Origin of the sequence: Ensifer sp. (genome assembly GCF_035999185.1) — a bacterium.
Lineage (GTDB): Bacteria > Pseudomonadota > Alphaproteobacteria > Rhizobiales > Rhizobiaceae > Ensifer.
Genome location: NZ_DASYHB010000078.1, coordinates 1 through 21,806, shown reverse-complemented (window position 1 = coordinate 21,806; position 21,806 = coordinate 1). Strand labels below are relative to the sequence as shown.

Below are 21,806 nucleotides of genomic sequence, written 5' to 3'. Positions count from 1 at the left end.
CTTGGTAACGCATCAAAGGAAGGCCAGGACATGAATTGGGATATCGTTGAAGGCAAATGGCACGAACTGAAAGGTAAGGCCCAGGCTCAATGGGGCAAATTGACCAATGACGACCTCGACGTCGTCAATGGTCGTAGAGAAGAACTCTCTGGGCGGATTCAGGCGCGTTACGGTGTTGCCCGCGACGAGGCGGAGCGCCAGATCGATGAATGGATGTCCCGCAGCTAGAGCCGTTTCGGCGCGCAGTCAGCGCGCAAGTCAGATTGGCAGGAGCGCTCCCGCCAATACCAATAGCCAGGAGAATGAAGAGCCGCCCGGCCTCGGTCGTGGCGGCCTTTTGCATCAGAGCGGAGTTGGGCCTACTTCTTCTTCACCATCGCCTCGCGCCGTCTAAGTTCCTCAAGTAAATGCTCAAGCTTGGCGCTCTGCCCTTCACCGTCTCCGATGTATAGATCGCGCATCGTCTTTCCGATGTGAAGATTTGCGTCGGGAAGATCTGTTCTCTCTCGACCGGCCTTGACCGCCGTTTTCCAGATATGTGCTGCCGGCATCTTCATTTCGACCCTGCGTGTTTCATGGGTGGAGAACGTCGGAGTATTGCGAAGGTTCCGGGCATTTCCGGTACAGACTGTCCCGTTCTGGGACTTTTTCATCCAATATGGTAAGCGAAAGGTAAATGGAGTTGAGGTGAAGGCGCGCCGTTTAGCGGATTTTGTCAGCTATCCGGAACAATTTGATTGTTGCTGCGTTTGCAGTGCAGTGACGAATGCAAGGAGAATTTCTATGTTATACTACGCTCTTGTTTTCCTCGTTGTGGCAATCATAGCGGGTGTACTTGGCTTTGGCGGGATCGCGGGTACGTCCGCTGGCATCGCGCAGATCCTCTTCTTCCTCTTCCTCGTCTTCCTGGTGATTTCGCTCGTTGCCGGGCTACTTCGCCGAGGCTGAGCGAAGCCTGCGGGCAAATTGAAGCACATCTGAACAGGGCGGCGGAAACGTCGCCCTTCCTGCATTCCGGCGGTGGATTGTGTTGTTGCTCTGAGGGGTGCGCTTGGCTATTGATGCCAAAACCGTCGTTTTTGCCCTGGAGATGCTGAATATTATGAAATCGCTGGAACTGCTCGTTGAGCGGATCATCCTCTCCAGCCGCTGGCTCCTCGTTATCTTCTATCTCGGCCTTGTCGCGGCGCTTGCCCTCTACGGCATCTCCTTTGCCTTCAAGCTGTTCAAGATCGCCAGCATGGTCTTCGTCTATGACGATGCGCAGATGATCCTGGCGATGCTCGGCCTGATCGATGCCGCGCTGGTCGCCAGCCTGATCGTGATGGTGATGATTTCCGGTTACGAGAATTTCGTCAGCCGCTTCGACGAAGGCGACGCGGAGGTCTCCTTCCTCGGTAAGCTCGATTCCGGTAGCCTGAAGATCAAGGTTGCGTCGTCGATCGTGGCCATTTCTTCGATCCACCTGCTGCAGATCTTCTTGAACGCGCAGCAATATTCGAGCGAACAATTGATGTGGGCGACGATCATACATCTTGCCTTCGTCGTCTCGGCCGTGCTGCTCGGCTATCTCGAGCAGATCATGACCGCTCTGAAAAAGAAGTGAGGGTGGCGCCGCGGCTTGAGATCGGGCCGCGGTCGAAAATCGCGGGGCAGCAATGAAGACTGATGTAGTGGTTCTCGGCGCCGGCATCGTCGGCATTTCCACCGCCATCCATCTGGCGCGCCGCGGCAAGTCCGTGGTGCTGCTCGACCGTCGCGGCGCCGGGGAGGAGACCTCCTACGGCAATGCCGGCCTGATCCAGCGCGAAGGCGTGTTTCCCTACGGCTTCCCGCACGACTTCGGCGCGCTCTTCCGCTACGCGCTGAACAACACCATCGACGCCCACTACCACTTCCGTGCGCTACCGGGTCTGGTGCCGTTCCTGGCGCGCTACTGGTGGCACTCGGGCTTCACCCAGCACCAGCGCATCGCCCATCTCTATGCGCCGCTGATCGAGCATTCGATCGCTGAGCATCAGGATCTGATCGAGGCGTCCGGCGCCGGCGAGCTCATCCGCAAGGATGGGTGGATGAAGGTGTTTCGCACGGAAAAGCAGCGGGACGCCGCCTACAAGGAAGCGGAAAAACTGTCGGCCGGCTTCGGCGTCAACCACCAGAAGCTTTCGACGAGTGAGCTGAAGACGATCGAGCCTTCGATCAAGGCCGATCTGGTCGGCGGGTTGCGCTGGAGTGATCCCTGGTCGATCCGCGACCCGCACAGCCTCAACAAGGCCTATCTCGCCTATTTCCAGTCGCTGGGTGGACGCCTTGTTTCCGGCGACGCGGCGACAACGGAACATGTGCTGGAAGGTCCCGGCTGGCGTGTCGCGACCCCTGAAGGGCCGCTTGAGACCCGCGAAGTCGTCGTGGCACTCGGCCCTTGGGCCGACACGGTCACACGCAAGCTTGGCTATCATATCCCGCTCGCGGTCAAGCGTGGTTACCACATGCACTACGGCGCGCAGGACGGTGCGACGCTCAACAACTGGGTGCTGGACGCCGAAAAAGGTTACTTCCTGGCGCCGATGCTGCGTGGCATCCGTTTGACGACCGGTGCGGAGTTCGCCTGGCGCGATGCGCCGAAGACGCCGGTGCAGTTGACGCGTGCCGAGCGGGTTGCGCGCGAGTTCTTTCCGCTCGCCGAGCGCCGCGATGAAGAGCCGTGGATGGGCGCGCGCCCCTGCACGCCGGACATGATGCCGGTTATCGGCAAGGCTCCCCGTCACGAGGGCCTGTGGTTTGCCTTTGGCCATGCCCATCACGGCATGACGCTCGGGCCTGTGACCGGCCGGGCGCTGGCCGAGGCCATGACCGGTGAAAAGACGGTCATCGATATCACGCCCTATCGCCCGGAGCGCTTCCTGGGCTGAAGCCAGCTGTTGTTTCGCGGATGAGAGGGCCGGAAGCCATGCGTCCGGCCCTTCGCATGTCTGGCTGCGCGTCAGGCGTTGGTGCCGCCGTCAATGGTGAACTCGGCACCGGTGACGCTGCGGCCGTCGGGGCCCGCGAGCCAGGCAACGAGGCCTGCCACATCGCTTGCCTCGTTGAAGCGCGGGATCGCCATCAGTCCGCGCTGAGGGCCGGCGTGATCACCGTCGGCGGGGTTCATGTCTGTATCCGTGGAGCCGGGGTGGACGACATTGACGGTGATGCCCCTTGATCCGAGGTCACGCGCCACCGCCTTGGTAAATCCGACCAGGGCGCTCTTGCTCAGCACATAGAGGCTCATGCCGGGCCAGGGAACGCGGGAAGCAAGATTGCTGCCGATCGAGATGACACGACCGCCTTCCGGCATGTGCGCGGCAGCGGCGCGCGTCGCCAGGAACACGGCCTTGACGTTGACGTCGATCGTTCTGTCGAAGTCCTCCTCAGTGACCCCGGTCACCGTCCCGGCGTCGAAGACGCCGGCATTGTTGACGAGGATGTCGATGCGGCCGTGTTGTTCGGCCACGGTCCTGACTGCGGCCTCCACTGCGCCTGTCTCACGGTTGTCTGCCTTGATCGCCAGAGCACGCCCACCGTCTCTCGCAATCTCCGCGACGAGGGCCTCAGCCTTCGTCTTGGATTGACTATAGGTCACCGCCACGGTCGCACCTTCCGCGGCGAGCCGTCTTGCGATTGCCGCGCCAATGCCACGGCTACCGCCCGTCACCAGGGCCACTTTGTTCTTCAAATTCGTCACCGGCATCTCCATATGTGTAGTGATCGATACATATATGAGGATCGACTTGCCGTTTGATGTCAAGTGATTTATGTATTGATCATTACAAAAAAGGACTTCACGTCGATGTCGAGCCGCGGCCGGCCCCGCAATTTCTCCCGCCAGGAGGCGCTCAGGAGCGCGATGCAGCTTTTCTGGGAGAGGGGCTATGACAATACGTCGCTTGCGGATCTCACCCGGACCATGGGGTTGAACCCGCCTAGCCTCTATGCCGCCTTCGGCAGCAAGGCGCAGCTCTTCATCGAAGCGGTCGATCTCTATGGCCGGACCGATGGTGCTGGTATCTGGGATGACCTGGAGAACGCCCCCACCGCCAAGGCCGCCGTCCATGACGTCCTGAGGCGGACAGCGGAGAACTTCACCCGCTGCGGCGAGCCGCGCGGTTGCATGGTGGTTTTGTCCGCGCCGCAGATGGCGGGCGGAGATGCGGAGGTCTGCGACGCGTTGAAGGTGCTGCGGCTTGAGAAACAGAAGGCGCTGGAGCGACGGCTCGAACGCGGCGTCGCCGAAGGCGATCTCAACGCCGGCATCAGTTGTGCGGCAATCGCGGCCTATGTCGCCACGCTGCAGCACGGCATGTCGATCGAAGCGCGTGATGGCGCCACGCGGGAAACCTTGCTGGCAATCGCCGATTGCGCCGCCGCCGGCTGGGACGCCATGATCGCGGCATCTGTCCAATCGAACTAAATCTGCCCCCCCCCCGGCTCTTGGCCGGGGGGGCTCTGGGAAAGTGGCTGCAGCGACGTGTGTCGGTGGCAGCGCAAGGGCCGATCTAGCACTCTGCCCTGCTGTGCGTTTTTGTCCCTGGATCGGCGACGATCGAAGGAAACACGCAGTTGCTGCTTTGACGAACCCTACTGCGCCGGCTGCGTCATTGCAGGGGTCGTGCCCGGGGTCGAACCCTGTGTTTCAGGTGTCTGCGTACCCTGCTGCGGCGTGGCGCCCGGTGCCGGCTGGGTCTGCGTATCAGCCGGCGGCGTGGTCTGGCCCGTGGTATCCGTTGTCGGCTGGCCTGCCGGTTGATCGGTGGTCACCGGCGGCACTGTCGGTTGGGCGCTATCGCGGCTGAGCTCGGCCGGCAGCCAGGCGATCAGAGCCAGCACCAGGCCGGCAAGCAGGATGATGACAATCGGCCAGTTGCTGCGTCTGCGGGGCTCCAGAGGCTCGTCGCTTCCCTGTGTCGGCAACATCGGCTGGCCGGTCACCGGGTCGACCACCGGCTTCTCCTTGAACTCTTCGTGCTGGTTCATCTTGTTCATCCTTTCTTGGCGTCCTCCAGGCCGAGGCGAGTGCTCCCGAACCTTGCGGGGCAGTTGCCGACACCGGATTTCGCACCGTCGCGAAATGGAGCGACAAGGGCGCCTGAAGGGCGCGTGGCACAACCGGTAAACGCGCGGCGATTTGCAATGTTCCGACGGTGCAACCGGTGGAGCGCTTCCCGCTGCAACCGGCTTTACAGCACCCGTTCCCGCTGCAAGTAATAGGGCGCTCAGGGAGGATGATGCGCCATGACGGATCCAGCATTTCGCAACGGCACCTTTGTCGGCCGCGTCTGGCGGCCCGAATTCGGCGGACCCTCGCTGGTCACCATCCGCGACGGCGCGATCCATGACATCACATCAAAAGCGACGCCGACGATGCGCGACCTCCTGGAGCTCGCCGATCCCGTCACCTATGTCCGTACCGCGTCCGGCGAGCGGCTCTCAGCGCTTGACGATTGCCTTGCTCGGAAAGCGGACCCATCTCACGTGCACCTCATCGCGCCGCCGGACCTCCAGGCGATCAAGGCGTGCGGCGTCACCTTTGCGCGCTCGATGATCGAGCGGGTCATCGAGGAGCGTGCGGCCGGCGATGCATCGCGCGCCGAGGCGATACGCGCGCGCGTGATTGCCGTCATCGGTGACAGCTTGCGCAATCTGAAGCCCGGCTCGCTGCAAGCCGCGCGCGTCAAGGCGGCGTTGATCGAGGAGGGTGTCTGGTCGCAGTATCTGGAGGTCGGTATCGGCCCCGATGCCGAGGTCTTCACCAAGGCGCAAGTGCTTTCGTCGGTTGGTCATGGTGCCGACGTCGGTCTGCATCCGGCATCGCACTGGAACAATCCGGAGCCGGAGGTCGTGCTGGCTGTGTCGTCGAGCGGCCAGGTGAGGGGTGCGACACTTGGCAACGACGTCAACCTGCGCGACATCGAGGGCCGGTCTGCGCTGCTGCTCGGCAAAGCCAAGGACAACAATGCGTCCTGTGCCATCGGCCCGTTCATTCGGCTGTTCGACGAAACCTATACGATCGATGACGTCCGCCGCGCCGAGCTCACGCTAACTGTCCAGGGTGAGGACGGCTACCGCCTTGCCGGCCGCAGTTCGATGGCCGAAATCAGCCGCGACCCGCTCGACCTGGTCGCCCAGACCATCGGCCCGCACCATCAATATCCCGACGGACTGATGCTGTTCATGGGCACGCTCTTCGCGCCGGTCGAGGACCGTGACGAGCCGGGGCAGGGGTTCACGCACAAGCTCGGCGACGTGGTCACGATCGCCAATCCGGAACTTGGGCGGCTCACCAACACCGTCAGGCACTCAACAGCGTGCGCGCCCTGGAGCTTTGGGGCGGCGGCACTGATGCGCAACCTTTCAGGGCGGGGCCTGCTGTAAGGCTCGCTCGCTTCCTTGCTTTGTCTTCAATGGCTGCGGCTTTCGCGCAAAAGTGCGCAGCGGGTTTGCAGCAACGTCGCGACGCGCTTAGGTCATGTTCCGCATGATCCAGAGCGATCGGCCGGCATGGGCGATGTCCGGCACGGCTTGCAGGCGCGCATCGTCCTTGAGCCGTTCCGCCTCGGCGACGTCGATATCGAGGATCTGCCGGTCGGTTTCGTTCGCATTGGGCGTCACCCACCAGCGCCGCCCCTCCCGGCAAAGGCCGGCCTCCGGATGCTCCTGGAAATACTCGATCGCATAGGCTGCGTCCGCTTTTCTGCCGGTGTCGAGCATCTGTCTCTCTCCGCCTGATCGTTTCGGGACCGGGTGTGATTATGCGCCTATTCGCCCGACGTGGCAGCAAAAACCACCGACTCGCGGAAACTGGTCTCCGCGAGGGCTTCGCCGACCGCTGGCGTGACGGGGAGTGGCTAGTCGCGCGCGAGCCTACCGTTCCGGTGGGCCATCGATTGTGTGATGGCGTATGAGGTTGGCGACTTCTTTCCAGGCAGGTTTGCGTCGAGAATGAGTGTCTTGGCGTCGCTGACGCTGGTCGTGATTTCCAGAATTTGCGTCGAGGACTGAATGCGCCACATGCGGTAGCCGTTGCTCGATCCTGTCGGCTGGGCGTCGAACCCGCAGCCGATCGGGTCCTGGTCTTCGACGCCGGCAACGATGAACATTCGGTTGGAGTCCAGCCGGTAGCAATGGCCGTCAAAGGCATAGCCATAGGCCAGGACCACGGAAAACTGCCCGTTCGTCAGCGGATCGGATCCGGCAAAAAGCTGAAAGCGCAGTTCGACGCCGGGCTGGCCGACGCTGAGCTTTCCGTAGTCGTCGTTGCTATTGAGCTTTACGCCGTAGAGAATGAGCGCATCGGGAAAGTAAAGTCCCGTTTCAGCGGGTGCTGGCAGGTGTTGTTCGTAATCCATATCGACCTCCTTGGTTTTACCAGAGAATTTCACGCCACCTCATGCAGTCTTCGAATTGTTCGACATAGGCGCGGCCGCGCCCCCGTTCGGCCGCCGTCAAAAAGGCTTCGGCCGCGGTTTCGAAGGTGACGTCGTCCGGGTCGAGCAGGCGCCAGGAGCGCACCACGCTTTCGCCGACGATGTCTCTCGCCTCCTGCAGGGCGGCCTTGCTCGCGAAATGCTTCGTCTCATAGTCCGTCCTGGACGGGCGCAGCTTTACTTCGAGCATGTCCGGCGCCAGCTGCTGGCGCAGGTTGCTGAAGCGTCGCGGGTCAAGGTCGGACAAGCCCCGCTCGAAGAGCAGGGACTGATAGACCTCGATCAGGCAGTCGAAGAGCCCGCCGGCAAACGGCTTCGAATGATCATGCACCTCGCTGCCGACATCGCCTGCGCGCAGCGAATTGTTGAAGCTACGGATCTGCCTTTCGTCGCTGAGTTCGGCAAAGCGGTCGAGTTCGTTGTTGATCATCAGATTGCCGCCCGTGCGGCGCAAAATGCGATCGACGGCCGTGTCGAAATGGAGAAGCCCGAGCAGCGAAGCGAAGTCGGCAATGGCTTCGTGGTAGGCGAAGAACTCGCTGCCCGCGCCATCGCCCTCAAGCAGGCCCAGTTCGCTGAGCAGGATCAGGTGACCCATTTCGTGGGCGACGGAATCAAAGTTCAGCGCGAAGCGGGATGCCATCCGCTCAGGCTCGCTTTCCCCCAATTCCAGGAAACCGAAGCCCGACTGTGCGTTGTCCCAATCGACGATGTGCGGGATGATTTCGAGCCGGCTCAAGGTCGGTTCGAAGAACCACCTGATGTCCCGTCCGACATAGCCCTCGAAGATATCCAGCACGCGGCGCGCGCACGCAAAGCTGTGCGTCGCGAGAAACGCAGGCGAGTCGGGCGTGATGTGGTCGAAGTGTCCGTCCGCGTCCGGTTCCGCAGGCGGATGGAGGCCGCCGGCATAGGGCGGCAAGTCGGGATAGGCGTAGGGCCGCTTCAATTCCAGCGGATCGGCGACATACATGCGCCGATCGGACGGACCGGCCATAATCCTGCCCGCTGACGGAGCGAGCCAGACCACCTCGGGATTCTCGTAGCCGGGAACGTAGGGAGGCTGCGGGAAGACAAGAAAACGCGTGCCGAGACGCGGCGCTACGGCTCCGTCGGGATTGGTATCGGACGTGTGAGCGGTGGCATCCATGTTTGCCCCTCCCTCGCGGCTTCAACATCACCTGCGATTGCAGAAAACGATTGGCATGTTCGTGTCAGTCCGCCCGAACGACTGCGTCGAGCAGATCGGCGTCCTGAAGATCTAGTGCAAAAGCCTCGGTCATCTCAAAGAATTCGCCTGTATTCTGGTGTCGTGGCAAAGACGTAATTCGAGAAATCGCCCTGAGTAGTTCGATTGCATCGGATTTTTTCTGCTGGATCGGCCCGGCCGCGAGATGATTTCTTAGGCGTTCAATCTCGGCGGCATTTTTATTGTTTTCAGTCGAAAAGAAGATATTACGATAGGTACGCTCGGAAAAGTGCAGTGACCGCGCGGTCTTTTCGAGCAAAGCGCGAAGTTCCCCGCTGATAATGCCCCGCCGTTCAGACTGTTTCAGTGTCAGCCTGATGTCAATAAGTGCGTCGGTGAGGGCTTTTGAGCCCAGCTCGGGTGGAGCCATCGCCACGGCCACGTCCGCGTCGTCAGCCAGCTTTGTGCGCCGATACCATCGAAAGACGAAGCCGTGGCCCGCCATTCCGCAGTCGCCGAGTTCCGCCGCGCGGATGGCGCCCATGCTGGAGGCGCCACAGACGTGCACGCCTTTTGCCATGGCCCAGAGGATCTCCTTGTGGCGCACGGCTGGCCGCTGTGCGAACTCGCCGTCGATGATGGCGATCACCGAGGGCGCGCGCTCCAGGACCGCGCGCACGAGATCACCCTGGCCGGCGGGCGGAAGATACGTCGCGTCAAAGTGCGCTCGGGCCTCGGTCGCGCTCAGAGTTGGTCCCAGAAAGACGACGACCTCAGATCTCAACGCTCACCTCCAGGGGTGGAGCAACCACCCTCACCACGTTGAGAGGCAGCGTTTCATCCGAGAACAGGACCACGACGACAACCGCCCTGGCGCCGGCAACGACCAGCGCATCGAGGATGGTTTCCAGTGCATTCGTTCCCGCAAACCTCGGTTCGCTCTCGGGAAAAGGCCGGCCCGGCCGTGACAGGCGTTCAAACCAGGCGATCAGGTCGCTCTGGTCTGTCTGGGCGTAAAAGCGTCCGGTGACATCTTCACGGGTCGCGGAGATGGCGCCCAGGCGAGACTGGCACGCTTCAAGCAGCGCCTTGGCGAGGGCGCGGTCATGGCTGAGATCGCAGCCGAAGCCCGAGGCCGGCAACGGTGCCAAAGGAACGCGTGTCGGGTCTTCCATGACATGGCACCAATAGGCGGGCAGGCCGTGGATACCGGGCAGCGCCCAGACGCCGGCGGCGAAGCCCGCCTGGCGAAGACGATCGATGATCTCGAAAGCCTCACCGCCACGGATGCTGTCGATGCCAACCTGGAAGCGGTCGAAGAAGTGCGGCATCGTCATGGCCAGATGGCAGGCGTGGCGCTCGAGGATCTCGAGGCAGGCATGGGTCATCGCCTGTTGCAGGCTTGTACCGGCCGCAAGTCCGGTCGTGTTTCTTTGTAGCCAATGCGGATGCGGTGAGGGGAGGAGATAGTTTGTATCGACGGCCGCCAGTGGCACGGGCCGGAACGTACCCGAGATCAGGTCCCAACCGGTGATCCAGGTCAGCGTATCCGTATCGGCTGAAGGTGGAGCCGCTTGGATGAGGTGGGACCACATCCCGTCCGCGTTCATTTCTTTGAGGCTCGCCGTCCGCACACGCTCGGTCGCTATGCGCTCGGATGCCCATCCTTCAAGCGATTCCATGAGGCCGGATATGGCGGCCTGGGCATGTGTGAGGCCCTTGCCCTGGTTGACGGAAACCGACCGCGAGGCCGGTCGGATCACCTGCACGACCGGTATCCCGATCCGGTCAAGCCCGGTCACCGATCCGATCCGCGTGATGCCGAACGTTCGCTTGCGCGCGAGAATCCTCTCGACCGTTTGCCAAGTGTCGGGAACAGGCGGGAAGGGGCCGTGCAACAATCCTTGAAGAGGTCTTTCTTCGATTGGCACTGTCGGCATCGGCAACTAACCGAAATCGTGTCGCAGATCGCGTCGGGCGCGCTTTGCGAGCCACTCGGCGCCTTGCGTTTCGGCTGACTGCACGGCGTAGCGCAGGTCCCGCCTGGCGCGCATTGGCGCGTCGCCGAGCATCAGTGTCAGGTGCGCTCTGCGCCGGTAGAGTTCGGCCAGCCAGTACCACTGGCCGCTCTTTCGCCCAAGCGCGATGGCGTTCTCGATCGGCGCGACCGCTTCGGCGGGCCTTCCCAGGCGCTCCAGGATTTCGGAATGCATATCGCTGTGGATCGACAGGTTGTCGTCGGTTCCGGTCTGCTGCTGAAGGCGCAGGCCTTCTTCGAAACGCCTGGCGCCCCGCTCAGGCGATGAGGCCATCGCTTCGGCCCAGCCACAATACATGTTGGCACGCGCCTGGCTCGCCACCAGGTCGTTGTCCCTTGCCAGTGCCAACATCCGTTCCCCGAGCGTGTGCACGTCCTCGTATCGTTGCTGGCACCGGCGCAAGACTATTCCATAGTAAAGCGCATGCACCATGCTGCCGACATGCTCGGTCCTGTCGGCCCAATCCAGGCACTGGCGGATCGCCGTCTCGCTCGGCTCGTGCGCGTCCGTCAGCAGGTAGGACAGGGCGCTTTCGCCAAGGCCACACACTTTCGCGTCATGTCCGCCGTAAAAGGCCCGGTTTCGCGAGGCCCGCTCGGCATCGTAGAGTTCGAGACCCTTGCTCACGCAGTCGAGGCAGAAGCCGTGATGCCCGGCGTGGAAACTCGTTGCCCAGCCGCAATGATAGGCTTGTAGTCGTGCTTCCGGGTCATTTGCCCCCTGCATGTCGTCGACAAGGACGCGAGCCCTCGATTGCTGAAGAGAGATGTTGGGGGCGGTAAACCACCAGCCCCAATAGAGCGGAAGGCGCTCTTCGCGGTTTGCAGATTCATTCCGCTTCAGCAGTGAGATGGCGCGCGCATAGGTCCTGCGGGCGAGTTGCGAGCCCTCTCCCTCCAGCGCCGTCGCCACGACGCCTTGAAGCTGCAACAGGTCCAGGAGTAGATCTCGGCGATCCGCCTTTCGCGGCATTGCCGCAATCTCGCGTGCGCAGAGATCGAGCGACTGGCGGGCCTCCTGCATGGCCGAGCGCAAGACGCACGCCTCCGCCGCTTTCATCGCAAACTGCGCGGCCTCGCGATGAAGGCCTGCCTCGGCGCATTGCCAGGCGGCAACCGCCGGTGGCAGGCTCGGAACCTCTTCCTTGCTGAGCAATTGCGCGATGCGTTTGTGAATCCTGCGCCGGTCGCTGCGAAGCAGGCTGCCATAGGTTGCCTCATGCTGAAGGACGTGGCGGAACTGATAGGCGTCCTCGGCCGTGCCGTGCTCGATCACGCCATGAGAGACGAGGGCGGCAAGGTCAGCCTCGAGCGACGGCGCGCCCGCACCGTCGAGCAGACGTTTCAGCAGGCCCACACTGAACTCTTTGCCGATAACGCTTGCCAGCTGCGCGACGTGGCGCGCGCTTCCGACCTTTGCAAGCTTGGCGGCCAGCAGATCGTTCAGCGACGAAACGCCTTCTTCGACGAGCAGTTTCGTCCAAGCGGCGGCCGTGGGCGTTGCGGTATCCCTGCCTCGAAGGAGGAGCGCGAGTTCCTTGGCGTAAAGCGGCAGTCCGTCGCAATGCTGCAGAATGAAGGCCACCAGACCTGCGGGCGGTGTCGCACCCCACACCGAAGCCACAAGGCTCTTCATTGCGGATGTTTCGAGGCCCGCAAGCGTCAGCCGCTCGGCCGTGGCAGGTGCAACCGGTCCGCGCGAGGTCTGGATGACCAGGATCGGCAGGTGACGCGCGTGGGTGTGCAGATGCTCGATAAGCGCCAACGTCATGCTGTCGGCCCAGTGCACGTCCTCGACGACGATGAGCTTGGCTGTTGCGTCGGCGCAAAGGATGTGCGCGGCCGCGCGAATGACGTCCTTTCTGAAAGCCTCGCCGGAGAGGTCGGCAACCTGAATGTTCCCGGCTCTGCGCCGGGAAAAGCCACCGGTAAACGCGCTGATCGATCGCGCCGTACTCTCGTCGACAGCAAACCCGACGTTCCGCAATGCCTCCTGCAGGCGGGAAGCATTGCCGTCTTGCAAGGTGTCTCTTCCAACCTTCGCTTCGAGAAAGCCGATCAGCGGTTGCATGGGTTCGCCGGTCATGCGCATGTCGCATTGCAGGAGAATGTCGGCGTCGTTTTCGCGCTGAAGCGAACGGCGCAGCTCCGCGACAAGTCGCGACTTGCCGATGCCGGCCTCTCCAATCACGGCAACAGACTTGCCGTTCCCCTCGCACGCGGCGTGCCATTCGCTTGTCAGCCGCGCAAGCTCCTTTTCCCGTCCGCCCATCGGCGCGCTGCGGGCGGCGTTGGACGAAAACCGCACGGCTGCAGGGCTTCGGGCGAAAGGCTGCCAAAGGGGGGATGTTTCCGAGAAACCCTTGAGGGCGGCGTCTCCCAGGAACGCGTAGTCGAACCTGTTTTTCGTCAGCAGGTAGGTAGCCTCGGCAACGAGGACGGTATCGGGCTCTGCTTCGGCCTGAAGCCGGGACGCCAGTATCGGGGCTGTGCCGACGATGTCCTTGCCGTCGGACGAGAGGACGACGACGCTTGTTGCGACGCCGACGCGCAACTTGAACGGGACTGTGCGCGGCTGGTTCCGTTGCCGGTTCGCCATCTCGATGAGCTCAAGCGCGGCTTGCACGGCCCTTTCGGCCGCATTCTCGATCTGTGCCGGATATCCAAAGTAGCCGCAGCCGCCATCGCCAAGCCGCCGGTTGATATCGCCACCGTAGCGGTGGATGATCTCTTCGGACTTGTTGTGGAGTTTGGCGATGGAGTGGAGATATTTTTCCGGATCGTTGCTGAGCAGGAGCTCGGTCGAACCGACGATGTCGTAGAAAAGCGCCGTCACCTGACGCCTTTCGCCGCCAAGCTGTAACTGCGAATCGGACCCCTTCATCATCGCCAACGCCCAACATCTGCCGATTTGAGCCCATCCCACCCCATTTGCCGCCCATAGGCAAGCGACTGCGGCAAAGAATATCCTAATATTCCTAAATGCGGACGGAGGGGCGGCGACAGGAGGCGCGCGCGAAAGCAATCCAGACGGGATGGAAAGCTGTAGATGAAGGATTTTAAAGAAGATTGGCTGGGGAACCTGGATTCGAACCAGGACTAACGGAGTCAGAGTCCGTGGGTCTACCGTTAACCTATTCCCCAAAGCCGCCTTCGGGGCGAAGCCCGTCGGGTTGGTTGGCGGGCTTATAAACAAATCACGGGACGATGCAAATACCTTTTGCAAAAAAAATCGCACAGGCTGTGAAAATCGTTGCGGCCGCAGCAGGACGAACCGGCCCGGCAAACGCAAACCCCGTTCCGTCTCGGGTGTCTGGCGAGACGCGCGCTGTTTTGCCAACGTGTTGTGCACAAGCCGGTTTTCAAAAAAAGTTTGGCGAATGGGGCGTGCGCTGGTACAGTCGCGCCAACGAAAAATCGAGAGAGCGCCTTGAGCGGCCTGAGGGCATGCGCGGCGCCATGGTTGAAACACGTGAAAGACCCCGATCACGGCGAAAAGCCGTCCGAATCCGGGGCGTCGGCAGCAGGCCGCGGTGATGGATCGAAGCTCGGTCCGCGCAACGGCAAGGGTAAGCGCAAACGACGCAAGTCGTCTGGCTCGCCGTCTGCAATTGCCAGCCAGCCCGGTGCATCCGGTGCGGCAGGGCGTCCCGCAGGAGAGAATGACGCGGAACCGGCGCGCAAGCGCAAACGGCGTCGTCGTTCGAAATCCGCAAAACAACAGGCGCCAGGTGCTTCCGCACGAGAGGGAAGCAGCGTTCAACTCGTCGAGCCGTCGCTTGGCGAGCGCAAGGGGCACAAGCGCAGCAAGAAGGCGCGGCATCGCCGTGGGCTTCAGGGACGTCCGCTGACAAGTGGCGAGCGTCAACCGTCGCAGCAAAGGGCGGCTGACGGTGGCGCAAGCGCGCGGGCCGGTTCGCCTTCAGCCAATGGACAAGCGGTCGGACAGCAACGGCCCGGACACCGTGCCGAACAGCCGCGTGCGCCCTATGTTGCCGCCAGCGAGCCGCCGGCGCCGCTTTATGCGGCCCTCGATCTCGGCACCAACAATTGCCGCCTGCTGATTGCGCAGCCGACGCGCCCCGGCCAGTTCCGGGTGGTCGATGCCTTCTCGCGCATCGTTCGCCTGGGTGAGGGGCTTGGCGCCAGTGGCCGCCTGTCGGACGAGGCGATGGAGCGTGCCGTCGAGGCGCTGCGGATCTGTGCCTTGAAGCTTGGCGCCCGCACCATTCGCCGCAGTCGGCTGATCGCGACGGAGGCCGCACGCGCTGCCGAAAACGGCGAGAGTTTCCTCGATCGGGTGGCGCGCGAGACCGGGCTTGAACTGGAAATCATCAATCGCGAGACCGAGGCGCGGCTCGCCGTCTCCGGCTGCTCGTCGCTGGTCGATCGCGAGACCCGCTCGGTGGTGCTCTTCGATATCGGCGGCGGCTCGTCGGAAATCGCCGTCATCCGCATCGGCGATTCCAGGTCGAACCGGCTTGCCAATCACATCACCCATTGGACCTCGCTGCCGGTCGGCGTCGTCACGCTTTCGGAGCGCCACGGCGGCCAGCACGTGACGCCGGCAAGCTTCGAGGCGATGGTGCAGGAGGTTGAGGGCATGCTTGCCCGCTTCGACAGCCCACCGGTCGAGGCGCTTGCAAACGGTGCGTCCGGCAGTGGTTTCCACCTGATCGGCACATCCGGCACGGTGACCACCCTTGCCGGCGTGCATCTGGATCTTCCGCGTTATGACCGCCGCCGGGTGGATGGGCTGTGGCTCTCCGACGACGAAGTTTCGGCCATGCAGGCGCGGCTGCTTTCCTGGGATTTCGACGCGCGCGCCGCCAATCCCTGCATCGGCCCCGATCGCGCCGATCTGGTGCTTGCCGGCTGCGCGATCCTCGAGGCGATCCGCCGCCGCTGGCCTTCGACACGCATGCGCGTCGCCGATCGCGGCCTGCGTGAAGGCCTGCTCACCGATATGATGGCGGATGACGGAGCCTGGCGCCGCTCGCGGCCGCGCCGTCACCAGCGCGGCGCCCATGCGTCCGGCCAGGAAGGAAACAAGGCATGACGAAACCCCCCATTGGCGGAAACCGCAGCGGCCGCAAGCTTGGCCAGAAGGTCAAGAAGGGCAAGCTCAAGGCGTCGTCGCGCCGCTGGATCGAGCGCCACATCAACGATCCCTATGTGCAGCGCGCGCAGCTTGAAGGCTATCGCGCCCGCGCGGCCTTCAAGCTCCTGGAGATCGACGAGAAGCACAAGATCCTGAACGGCGCCCGCCGTATCATCGACCTTGGCGCCGCCCCGGGAAGCTGGTCGCAGATCGCCGCCAAGGTCACCAATTCGACCGATGCCGACCCGCGGGTCGCGGCCATCGACTTCCTTGAGGTCGATCCGCTGCCGGGCGTGCGCATCCTGCAGATGGACTTTCTCGATCCGGAAGCGCCGGGCAAGCTGATGGAAGCGATCGGCGGGACGCCGGACCTGGTGATCTCGGACATGGCGGCGCCGACGACCGGCCACCGGCAGACCGACCACATTCGCACCATGCATCTGTGCGAGGTCGCTGCCTATTTCGCCGTCGACGTTTTGGCCGAGGGCGGGCATTTCCTGGCGAAGACCTTCCAGGGCGGTACCGAGCGCGACCTTTTGAACATGCTGAAGCAGAATTTCCGTCAGGTCATCCATGTGAAGCCGGCTTCCTCCCGTGCTGAATCGGTTGAGATGTTCCTGCTCGCCAAGGGGTTTAAGGGACGCCAGAAGGCAGGCAACGAGACGGAAGCGGAAGACGAGGCGGCGGAATAGCGATGCTGCTTTACGTCACCGTCGGCACCAACGATCTCAACCGTGCCGGTGCGTTCTACGATGCGGTGATGCCGGCGCTCGGCTATCGCCGACAGCGCGAGGACGAGACCGAGATCGGCTATGGCTCAGACGGAGATCGCATTCGCTTCTGGGTGGTTACGCCTTTCAATCGCGAGCCGGCGACCTTCGGCAACGGTGTGAGCGTTGCGCTTGACGCCGAGACGCGCGCTGCCGTCGACGCTTTCCATGCGGCCGCCCTTCTCGCCGGGGGCACCGACGAGGGCGCGCCGGGCCTGCGTCCTTTCCATGCGAATTTTTACGGCGCCTGGGTTCGCGATCTCGACGGCAACAAACTTGCCGCCGTCTGCGAGCGTGCGGAATAGCGCGCGCGAACCCGCGACCCTTCTTCCAAATATTGCCAAGCTCCGACCGATTTCAGGCGCTGCCCCCCAAAAGCCGGCGCGTCGTGGTTAATCGGGCATTAAGGAGTTGAGTGCAACTTTAGCTGTATTCTCTGGTCCATTAGGACCTCCTAAGGTTTAGAATTCCACCCGGTGCCGGCGGCCCGTTCTGCTTGACGGACGGGCAACGACGCGCCTGGTTGGCCTGCATGTGGATGTACTCCGAATGACGATGATTTCGCTTGCCGTTCGGCTCAGGAGCCGTGCACATTTTTCTGTAAAGAGAAATGGCGGTGGCAAGCCGGGTGTCATCATGGGAACGAGCGCCAGCCGCAGGAACCAATCGCGGCAGCGGGTTGGAATATTGATCGCCGGCTTTGCCGTGCTTTTCCTGGTCGTCGGCGGCCGGTTGGTTCAGTACGGCCTGTCGGCACCGGCCGACACCGCATCGATCGGCGGTCGCGCCCATATCACCGCGTCTCGTCCCGATATCGTCGATCGCAATGGTCACCTGCTGGCGACCGACCTCAATATGATGTCGCTTTATGCCGAGCCGCGGAAGATCGTCGATGCGGACGAGGTCGTCGAGAAGCTTGCGACCGTCATTCCCAATCTCGATTGGCGCGATACGCATCGCAAGCTCCAATCGGGCTCCGCGTTCCAGTGGCTGAGACGACAGCTGACGCCGAAGCAGCAGTCGGAAATACTCGCCCTCGGCATTCCCGGCATCGGCTTCAGGCCGGAAAAGCGCCGCTTCTATCCAGGCGGGGTTACGGCTGCGCATATCCTCGGCCACGTCAATGTCGACAATCAGGGGCTCGCCGGCATCGAGCGCTATCTGGACCAGCAGGGATTTGCCGATCTGCGTGCGGCGGGCCTGACCAGCAATGCCGCCCTTGAGCCGGTGCGGCTCTCGATCGATCTGCGCGTGCAGAACATCGTGCGCGAAGTCGTTTCAAACGCGATGCGGGACTACCAGGCGGAAGCGGCCGGCGCGGTCGTTCTCGATGCGGAGACCGGCGAAGTGCTCGCCATGGCGTCGGTGCCTGACTACGACCCCAACGAGCCCTCGCGCACCTTGCCCGGTGGTGGCATCGACAAGGAGTACGAAAAGGGCTGGTTCAACCGGATGAGCAATGCCACCTTCGAGATGGGCTCGACCTTCAAGAGCTTCACGCTGGCGATGGGGCTCGATGCTGGCAAGGTCAATCTCAACTCGGTCGTGGATGCGTCCCGTCCGATCCGCATGGGCGGCTTCACCATCAAGGACTTCAAGGGCAAGAACCGCCCCCTGTCGATCCCGGAGGTGTTCCAGTTCTCGTCGAACATCGGTACGGCAGCGGTCGCAGATATGGTCGGGATCGAAGGCCACCAGCAATTCCTGACCAAGCTTGGCCTGCTTTCCAAGATGGAAACCGAAATGCCCGGCGTGGCGACGCCGACCCAGCCGCGGACCTGGAAGAAAATCAACTCGGTGACGATTTCCTTCGGGCACGGGATCGCGACGACGCCCTTGCAGACGGCCGTTGCGGCAGCAGCCCTCATGAACGGCGGACATCTCATTCCCCCAACCTTCCTGCCGCGTTCGCAGGAGGACACCCAGCTGGTTGCGCAGCGGGTGATCAAGGAGACGACCAGCGCCGACATGCGCTACCTCTACAATTGGAACGGCGTCAAAGGCTCCGGCCGGCGCGCGCAGGTGGAGGGCTTCCATGTCGGTGGCAAAACCGGCACGGCCGACAAGGTCATCGACGGGCGCTACGCCAAGGACATCAACTTCAATGCTTTCCTTGGGGCCTTCCCGATGGACAAGCCGAAATACATCGTGCTTTCGATCATCGACGCGCCGAAGACGGGTGAAAATGGCGGACGCACGGCGGCAGCCAATGCCGCCCCGATGGTCAAGACGATCATCGGCCGTGCCGCACCGCTTCTCGGCGTGAAGCCGCGCTTCGGCGATCTGGGTGCGGAGCAGTGGCTGGCGAACTACTAGAGCAATTTCAGGAAAAGTGTAGAACGGTTTTCCGTCCGAAATTGCGTAATATCAGGGAGTTAGATCATTTCACTGTTTCCACGAAACAATGAAATGATCTAGGTCCGCCTCGCTGCGCTCAGGTTAGGCAGCAGGTGCCCCTTACTTCCCTGCTGCCGTCTCGATTTCGCGCGCCGGCAGCCGGTGTCCCGAGACCGAAGCGCCGGCATTCTTTGCCATCGTGAGAAACGGGATCGCCGCGATCAGGTTGGCGGCGGCGATGATCATGAACGCCATGTGGAAGTTCTCGAGCTGCAACGGTTCGCCGCTGATCTTGGTCTCGATTTCGAGGATCGCGCCGGCAACAGCAACGCCAAGAGCAAGGCTGATCTGCTGCAGCACCGCGCTCATCGAGGTCGCCTTGCTGGCGTCGGCGTCGTCGATATCGGCGAAGGAAAGCGCGTTGACGCTGGTGAAGAAGAACGAGCGGGCAAAGCCGGCGATCAGGAGAATGGTGATCATGACGAGGTAAGGCGTCGCCGGCGTCAGGAATCCGTTGGCGAAGGTGGTGATCGCGGCAATGATGGCGGCGATGATCAGCGTCGTGCGGAAGCCGGCAAAGGCGAGTATGCGCCGCGCATAGAACTTGGTGGTGATCGCGCCGACGGCGCCGATGAAGGTGATGAGACCGGACTGGAACGGGTTGAGGCCGAAGCCGACCTGCAGCATCAGCGGCATCAGGAAAGGCACCGCGCCGACCGAGATGCGAAAGATCGTACCGCCGATCGAAGCGGCGCGAAATGCGCTGTCCTTGAACAGCTTGAGATCGAGAACCGGAGCGGGATGACGCCGGGCGTGGCGGATATAGAGGAGGGCGGCAATCACGCCCGTCACCACCGACGTGATGCCGACGATGGGCGGCAGGGCCGGCAGGCTGATCACCGACAGGCCGAAGACGATGCCGGAGGCGGCAATCCCGCCGAGAAAGAAACCCGTGACGTCGACCGGCGGCGGATCGCGGGTTTCCATGTGCGGCAGGTAGATGCCCGAGAGGATATAGCCGGCGATGCCGACGGGCACGTTGATCAGGAAGATCCAGTGCCAGGAGAAGTAGGTGGTGATGAAACCGCCGAGCGGTGGGCCCGCCAGCGGTCCGACAAGCGCGGGTATCGTCAGCAGCGCCATGGCCGAGACGAGCTCGCTGCGCGGCGTGCCGCGCACCAGCACGAGGCGGGCGACCGGCGTCATCATCGCTCCGCCCATGCCCTGCAGGAACCGGGAGAAGACGAAGGCCGGCAGGCTGTTGGAAATGGCGCAGAAAATCGAACCGGCGATGAAGACCAGGATCGCCGCGCGAAAGATCTTCTTCGCGCCGAAGCGGTCTGCCATCCAGCCGCTCAAGGGAATGAAGATCGCCAGCGCCACCATGTAGGCCGTCAAGGCCAGCTTCAGCGTGATCGGCCCGACGCCGATGTCGCGGGCGATGGCCGGCAGCGACGTGGCAATGACGGTGGAATCCATCTGCTCCATGAAGAGAGCGACGGCGAGGATCATCGGAACGATACGGTTCATGGAGCTGCGCTTCAAAGACGGTCTGCAATAAGCAGAAGCTAATAATGCCGGTGATGGCTTTTGTCGGGGCGAAACCGGTGATTGCGGATCAAAAGCCTGTGATCTCGGCTGGCCTTTGCTGTCAAGACGCTAGTTCTGGCCCAGTTGCCAATCAGCAACGAGATTGATGCAACGGGATCAGGACAAAGAAGGTGATGGACTATGACCGAGATGTCGATGAAGCGCAGGACCTTGATGGGAGCCGGAACCTTGGGCGTGCTGGCGGCGCCGTCGCTTATGACGGGCCTTGCCGTGGCTCAGGAAAAGACGGACAACACCCAGATGACACCTCCACCACCGATCCGGTCGTTCAAGCTGGGCGCCTTCAAGGTCGTCGCCATCAATGACGGCACGCGTGTCAGCGACAAGCCGCACGAGACCTATGGCACCAACCAGCCGCAACAGGCGGTGGCCGATCTGCTGGCCGAGAATTTCCTGCCGACCGATGCACTGCTCAACAGTTACTCGCCCGTGCTCGTCGATGCCGGATCGGATGTCGTGCTCTTCGATACAGGCATGGGCGAGGGTGGCCGGGAGGCCGATGCTGGCCGTCTCCTCGAGGGCATTCGCGCGGCCGGCTACCAGCCGGAGCAGGTCACGGTCGTGGTGGTGACGCATATGCACGGTGACCATATCGGTGGCCTGATGGAGGCCGGAAAGCCGGCTTTTGCCAATGCCCGCTATGTCATGGGCGAGACAGAATACGCCTTCTGGAAGGACCCGGCGCGGATGGGCACGCCGGCTGAAAACGGTCACAAGGCGGTGTTGGACAAGGTCGTGCCGCTTGCCGAGAAGACGACGTTCATTGCTGACGGCGCCGAGGTCGTGCCGGGGATCTCGGCGATTGCCGCCTTCGGCCATTCGCCGGGTCATATGGTGTTTCGCGTCGATTCCGACCGCCAGGCGCTGATTCTGACGGCCGACACAGCCAACCACTTTGTGTTGTCGCTGCAGCGGCCGGATTGGGAAGTGCGCTTCGACATGGACAAGGCGAAGGCCGCGGAAACCCGCCGCCGGGTGTTCGACATGATCGCGGCGGAGCGTCTGCCCTTCATCGGCTACCACATGCCGTTCCCGGCGGCAGGCTATGTGGAAAAACGGGGCGAAGGTTATCGTTTCGTGCCGGTCAGCTATCAACTCGATATCTGATAAGCGCTCGGCCGAATCTCGCGAAATTGCTGCTCTGCAACAAATATCAGCCGGAGCCGGGACATTTCCCGGCTTTGGCTATTTTCATCCTGACATATCCGTGTTACGAGCCCTCGCCAACTTCCAAGACACGCTTTGAAGTCGCCCGGTGGACAAATTGCCCCCGGGGGTTTTCGTTTATTGAAGGGAA

21 protein-coding genes and 1 tRNA gene are annotated in these 21,806 nt (G+C 62.5%); 11 read left to right on the top strand and 11 right to left on the bottom strand.

Annotated features, from left to right (window positions below):
- Window positions 1-30: 30 nt before the first annotated feature.
- Window positions 31-228, top strand: coding sequence for a CsbD family protein (locus VGO04_RS07875; protein WP_327495395.1), 198 nt, complete (start codon window positions 31-33; stop codon window positions 226-228).
- Window positions 229-359: 131 nt separating this feature from the next.
- On the opposite strand, the gene VGO04_RS07870 is transcribed toward VGO04_RS07875, so the two are convergent.
- Window positions 360-557 (bottom strand): hypothetical protein, encoded by a 198-nt coding sequence (locus VGO04_RS07870; RefSeq protein WP_327495394.1) that lies wholly within the window; start codon window positions 555-557, stop codon window positions 360-362.
- A 226-nt stretch (window positions 558-783) separates the two neighbouring features.
- Here VGO04_RS07870 and VGO04_RS07865 point away from each other — a divergent pair, with 226 nt between their 5' ends.
- The 3 genes from VGO04_RS07865 to VGO04_RS07855 all read left to right on the top strand — a co-directional run bounded on the left by VGO04_RS07865 (window position 784) and on the right by VGO04_RS07855 (window position 2,912).
- Window positions 784-948 carry a DUF1328 domain-containing protein gene (locus VGO04_RS07865; RefSeq protein WP_327495393.1) on the top strand — a complete coding sequence of 55 codons (165 nt, stop codon included), beginning with the start codon at window positions 784-786 and terminating at the stop codon, window positions 946-948.
- Window positions 949-1,102: 154 nt separating this feature from the next.
- Window positions 1,103-1,606, top strand: a complete 504-nt coding sequence (locus VGO04_RS07860; protein ID WP_327495392.1) for a TIGR00645 family protein — start codon at window positions 1,103-1,105, stop codon at window positions 1,604-1,606.
- A gap of 52 nt (window positions 1,607-1,658) precedes the next feature.
- Window positions 1,659-2,912, top strand: coding sequence for an FAD-binding oxidoreductase (locus tag VGO04_RS07855; protein WP_327495391.1), 1,254 nt, complete (start codon window positions 1,659-1,661; stop codon window positions 2,910-2,912).
- Between the two features lie 71 nt (window positions 2,913-2,983).
- Here VGO04_RS07855 and VGO04_RS07850 read toward each other — a convergent pair whose 3' ends face one another.
- Window positions 2,984-3,730 (bottom strand): 3-oxoacyl-ACP reductase family protein, encoded by a 747-nt coding sequence (locus tag VGO04_RS07850; RefSeq protein ID WP_327495390.1) that lies wholly within the window; start codon window positions 3,728-3,730, stop codon window positions 2,984-2,986.
- A gap of 69 nt (window positions 3,731-3,799) precedes the next feature.
- Between VGO04_RS07850 and VGO04_RS07845 the strand changes: the two genes are divergently transcribed.
- The gene (locus VGO04_RS07845) at window positions 3,800-4,450 is read left to right on the top strand and encodes a TetR/AcrR family transcriptional regulator (RefSeq protein WP_327495389.1); all 651 of its coding nucleotides are present in this window, start codon (window positions 3,800-3,802) and stop codon (window positions 4,448-4,450) included.
- Between the two features lie 167 nt (window positions 4,451-4,617).
- Here the strand turns inward: VGO04_RS07845 and VGO04_RS07840 are convergent, their stop codons facing one another.
- Window positions 4,618-5,013: a hypothetical protein gene (locus VGO04_RS07840; RefSeq protein WP_327495388.1), complete on the bottom strand. Its 396-nt coding sequence runs from the start codon at window positions 5,011-5,013 to the stop codon at window positions 4,618-4,620.
- 258 nt (window positions 5,014-5,271) lie between these two features.
- On the opposite strand from VGO04_RS07840, the gene VGO04_RS07835 reads away from it, so the two are divergent.
- Entirely contained in the window at window positions 5,272-6,411 is a 1,140-nt protein-coding gene (locus VGO04_RS07835; RefSeq protein ID WP_327495387.1) for a fumarylacetoacetate hydrolase family protein, read from the top strand.
- Window positions 6,412-6,498: 87 nt separating this feature from the next.
- Here VGO04_RS07835 and VGO04_RS07830 read toward each other — a convergent pair whose 3' ends face one another.
- From VGO04_RS07830 to VGO04_RS07800, 7 genes are all read right to left on the bottom strand, one after another.
- On the bottom strand, window positions 6,499-6,747 hold the full coding sequence (locus VGO04_RS07830) for a hypothetical protein (RefSeq protein WP_327495386.1): 249 nt from the start codon (window positions 6,745-6,747) through the stop codon (window positions 6,499-6,501).
- A gap of 137 nt (window positions 6,748-6,884) precedes the next feature.
- Complete coding sequence (locus tag VGO04_RS07825) at window positions 6,885-7,385, bottom strand: hypothetical protein (protein WP_327495385.1); 501 nt, start codon at window positions 7,383-7,385, stop codon at window positions 6,885-6,887.
- Between the two features lie 16 nt (window positions 7,386-7,401).
- A complete protein-coding gene (locus VGO04_RS07820; RefSeq protein ID WP_327495384.1) occupies window positions 7,402-8,613 on the bottom strand; it encodes a hypothetical protein in 1,212 nt (403 codons plus the stop codon).
- A gap of 64 nt (window positions 8,614-8,677) precedes the next feature.
- Window positions 8,678-9,436, bottom strand: coding sequence for a TfuA-like protein (locus tag VGO04_RS07815; protein WP_327495383.1), 759 nt, complete (start codon window positions 9,434-9,436; stop codon window positions 8,678-8,680).
- Entirely contained in the window at window positions 9,426-10,592 is a 1,167-nt protein-coding gene (locus VGO04_RS07810) for a YcaO-like family protein (protein WP_327495382.1), read from the bottom strand. The genes VGO04_RS07815 and VGO04_RS07810 overlap by 11 nt, the downstream gene beginning before the upstream one ends.
- Before the next feature lie 6 nt (window positions 10,593-10,598).
- The gene (locus tag VGO04_RS07805; protein WP_327495381.1) at window positions 10,599-13,577 is read right to left on the bottom strand and encodes an ATP-binding protein; all 2,979 of its coding nucleotides are present in this window, start codon (window positions 13,575-13,577) and stop codon (window positions 10,599-10,601) included.
- Window positions 13,578-13,760: 183 nt separating this feature from the next.
- Window positions 13,761-13,834, bottom strand: a tRNA-Gln gene (locus tag VGO04_RS07800).
- Between the two features lie 328 nt (window positions 13,835-14,162).
- On the opposite strand from VGO04_RS07800, the gene VGO04_RS07795 reads away from it, so the two are divergent.
- From VGO04_RS07795 to VGO04_RS07780, 4 genes are all read left to right on the top strand, one after another.
- The gene (locus tag VGO04_RS07795; protein ID WP_327495402.1) at window positions 14,163-15,749 is read left to right on the top strand and encodes an exopolyphosphatase; all 1,587 of its coding nucleotides are present in this window, start codon (window positions 14,163-14,165) and stop codon (window positions 15,747-15,749) included.
- On the top strand, window positions 15,746-16,483 hold the full coding sequence (locus tag VGO04_RS07790) for an RlmE family RNA methyltransferase (protein WP_327495380.1): 738 nt from the start codon (window positions 15,746-15,748) through the stop codon (window positions 16,481-16,483). Before VGO04_RS07795 ends, VGO04_RS07790 begins: the two co-directional genes overlap by 4 nt.
- Before the next feature lie 2 nt (window positions 16,484-16,485).
- Window positions 16,486-16,866: a VOC family protein gene (locus VGO04_RS07785; protein WP_327495379.1), complete on the top strand. Its 381-nt coding sequence runs from the start codon at window positions 16,486-16,488 to the stop codon at window positions 16,864-16,866.
- Between the two features lie 244 nt (window positions 16,867-17,110).
- Complete coding sequence (locus VGO04_RS07780; RefSeq protein ID WP_327495378.1) at window positions 17,111-18,877, top strand: penicillin-binding protein 2; 1,767 nt, start codon at window positions 17,111-17,113, stop codon at window positions 18,875-18,877.
- A gap of 141 nt (window positions 18,878-19,018) precedes the next feature.
- On the opposite strand, the gene VGO04_RS07775 is transcribed toward VGO04_RS07780, so the two are convergent.
- Window positions 19,019-20,428, bottom strand: coding sequence for a DHA2 family efflux MFS transporter permease subunit (locus VGO04_RS07775; RefSeq protein WP_327495377.1), 1,410 nt, complete (start codon window positions 20,426-20,428; stop codon window positions 19,019-19,021).
- 201 nt (window positions 20,429-20,629) lie between these two features.
- On the opposite strand from VGO04_RS07775, the gene VGO04_RS07770 reads away from it, so the two are divergent.
- Window positions 20,630-21,616, top strand: coding sequence for an MBL fold metallo-hydrolase (locus VGO04_RS07770; RefSeq protein ID WP_327495376.1), 987 nt, complete (start codon window positions 20,630-20,632; stop codon window positions 21,614-21,616).
- The last annotated feature ends 190 nt before the right edge of the window (window positions 21,617-21,806 follow it).

Coding starts and splice junctions, on each gene's coding strand:
- VGO04_RS07790 (WP_327495380.1), top strand. CDS start 15,746: ATGACGAAACCCCCCATTGGCGGAAACCGCAGCGGCCGCAAGCTTGGC.
- VGO04_RS07870 (WP_327495394.1), bottom strand. CDS start 557: ATGAAGATGCCGGCAGCACATATCTGGAAAACGGCGGTCAAGGCCGGT.
- VGO04_RS07865 (WP_327495393.1), top strand. CDS start 784: ATGTTATACTACGCTCTTGTTTTCCTCGTTGTGGCAATCATAGCGGGT.
- VGO04_RS07820 (WP_327495384.1), bottom strand. CDS start 8,613: ATGGATGCCACCGCTCACACGTCCGATACCAATCCCGACGGAGCCGTA.
- VGO04_RS07810 (WP_327495382.1), bottom strand. CDS start 10,592: ATGCCGACAGTGCCAATCGAAGAAAGACCTCTTCAAGGATTGTTGCAC.
- VGO04_RS07825 (WP_327495385.1), bottom strand. CDS start 7,385: ATGGATTACGAACAACACCTGCCAGCACCCGCTGAAACGGGACTTTAC.
- VGO04_RS07855 (WP_327495391.1), top strand. CDS start 1,659: ATGAAGACTGATGTAGTGGTTCTCGGCGCCGGCATCGTCGGCATTTCC.
- VGO04_RS07780 (WP_327495378.1), top strand. CDS start 17,111: ATGACGATGATTTCGCTTGCCGTTCGGCTCAGGAGCCGTGCACATTTT.
- VGO04_RS07770 (WP_327495376.1), top strand. CDS start 20,630: ATGACCGAGATGTCGATGAAGCGCAGGACCTTGATGGGAGCCGGAACC.
- VGO04_RS07785 (WP_327495379.1), top strand. CDS start 16,486: ATGCTGCTTTACGTCACCGTCGGCACCAACGATCTCAACCGTGCCGGT.
- VGO04_RS07805 (WP_327495381.1), bottom strand. CDS start 13,577: ATGATGAAGGGGTCCGATTCGCAGTTACAGCTTGGCGGCGAAAGGCGT.
- VGO04_RS07840 (WP_327495388.1), bottom strand. CDS start 5,013: ATGAACCAGCACGAAGAGTTCAAGGAGAAGCCGGTGGTCGACCCGGTG.
- VGO04_RS07835 (WP_327495387.1), top strand. CDS start 5,272: ATGACGGATCCAGCATTTCGCAACGGCACCTTTGTCGGCCGCGTCTGG.
- VGO04_RS07850 (WP_327495390.1), bottom strand. CDS start 3,730: ATGCCGGTGACGAATTTGAAGAACAAAGTGGCCCTGGTGACGGGCGGT.
- VGO04_RS07830 (WP_327495386.1), bottom strand. CDS start 6,747: ATGCTCGACACCGGCAGAAAAGCGGACGCAGCCTATGCGATCGAGTAT.
- VGO04_RS07775 (WP_327495377.1), bottom strand. CDS start 20,428: ATGAACCGTATCGTTCCGATGATCCTCGCCGTCGCTCTCTTCATGGAG.
- VGO04_RS07875 (WP_327495395.1), top strand. CDS start 31: ATGAATTGGGATATCGTTGAAGGCAAATGGCACGAACTGAAAGGTAAG.
- VGO04_RS07860 (WP_327495392.1), top strand. CDS start 1,103: ATGAAATCGCTGGAACTGCTCGTTGAGCGGATCATCCTCTCCAGCCGC.